Source organism: Amycolatopsis keratiniphila subsp. keratiniphila (assembly GCF_001620365.2).
In the GTDB taxonomy this organism is placed as follows: domain Bacteria; phylum Actinomycetota; class Actinomycetes; order Mycobacteriales; family Pseudonocardiaceae; genus Amycolatopsis; species Amycolatopsis keratiniphila.
Map to the genome: position 1 here is coordinate 509 of NZ_LQMT02000016.1, position 1,648 is coordinate 2,156.

A 1,648-nucleotide genomic window follows, 5' to 3' on the forward strand; every position below is an offset into this window, starting at 1 on the left:
GTTCGGCGCGACGGTCTCGGCGCGGCCGCCGGATCTGCCCGGCGTGGAAGGAATGGTGGGACTGTTCCTCAACACGGTTCCGGTGCGCGTGCGGTTGCGGGGGGCCACCCCGGTCCGGGAACTGCTGGCGGATCTCCAGAAACGGCAGTCGGCCCTCATCCCCGACCAGTACGTCGGCCTGGCCGACATCCAGCACGAGGCCGGTCCCGGCGCCGTCTTCGACACGTTGATCGTCTTCGAGAAGTTCCATCACGAATCCCGTGACCGGGACGACGTGGTCACCGGGATCGAGCAGGGCCGGATCGCCGCCCACTACCCGCTGACACTGGTCGCCGTCCCCGGCGAGTCGTTGCTGCTCAAACTCGACTATCTGCCGGATCTGTTCGACCGGGACGCCGCGCTCTCCATCCTCGAGCGCTTCGGCGCGGTCCTGCGCCGCCTGACGGACGAGCCGGGGCTCACGGTCGCCGGCGTCGAAGTGACGACCGCGGCCGAACGCGACCTGCTGGTGGACGACTGGGGTGCCACGTCCGCTCCGGCGCCGGGCACGCTGCCCACGCGGCTGTTCGACCGCCAGGCCGGGAGCCGCCGTGACGAGATCGCGGTCGTCGAGGGCGAAACCGCGCTGTCCTACGGGGAACTGGCCGAGCGCGCGGAGCGGATCGCCGGTCACCTGAAGGGCCGGGGTGTCCGGCGCGGCGATCGCGTGGCCGTGGTGATGGAACGTTCGCCCGGTCTGATCGCGACCTTGCTCGCGGTGTGGAAGGCGGGCGCGGCGTACGTCCCGGTGGACCCCGCCTATCCGGCGGACCGCGTGAAGTTCATGCTCGCCGACGCGGAACCGGCGGCGGTGGTGTGCGCGGAAACGTACCGGAGCGCGGTGCTGGACGGAGGGCTCGAGCCGATCGTCCTCGACGATCCGGGAACGCGTGAGGCGGTGGCCGGAGCCCCGCGTCTTTCGACGGACGTGAGCGCCGACGACGTCGCGTACGTGATGTACACGTCGGGTTCGACCGGCACGCCCAAGGGGGTCGCGGTGTCGCACGGCGACGTCGCCGCGCTGGTGGGGGAACCGGGCTGGCGGGTCGGTCCCGGGGACACCGTGTTGATGCATGCCTCGCACGCGTTCGACATCTCCTTGTTCGAGATGTGGGTGCCGTTGCTCACGGGTGCCCGGCTGATGCTCGCCGGGCCGGGGGCGGTGGACGGCGAGTCGCTCGCGGGTTACGTGGCCGCTGGGGTCACGGCCGCCCACCTCACCGCCGGCTCCTTCCGTGTGCTGGCCGAGGAAGCACCGGAGTCGGTCGCCGGTCTCCGCGAGGTGCTGACCGGTGGGGACGCCGTGCCGCTCTCGGCGGTGGAGCGGGTGCGGAAGGTGTGCCCCCAGGTCCGGATCCGGCACCTCTACGGCCCGACGGAAAGCACGCTGTGCGCGACGTGGTGGGTACTGGAACCCGGTGCGCCGTCGGGATCGGTGCTGCCGATCGGCCGTCCGCTCTCGGGGCGGCGGGCCTACGTCCTCGACGCGTTCCTGCGGCCCGTGCCGCCCGGGCTGCCCGGCGAGCTGTACGTCGCCGGAGCCGGGGTGGCGCAGGGCTATCCGAACCGGTCCGGGTTGACGGCCGAGCGGTTCGTCGCCGATCCGTTC

The 1,648-nt window shown here is 72.0% G+C and carries 1 protein-coding gene; it reads left to right on the top strand.

All coding sequences use genetic code 11. The features are described 5' to 3' along the window. Window positions 1-1,648: non-ribosomal peptide synthetase (locus tag AVR91_RS16650; RefSeq protein WP_228709223.1), on the top strand; the 1,648-nt coding region annotated here is incomplete at both ends.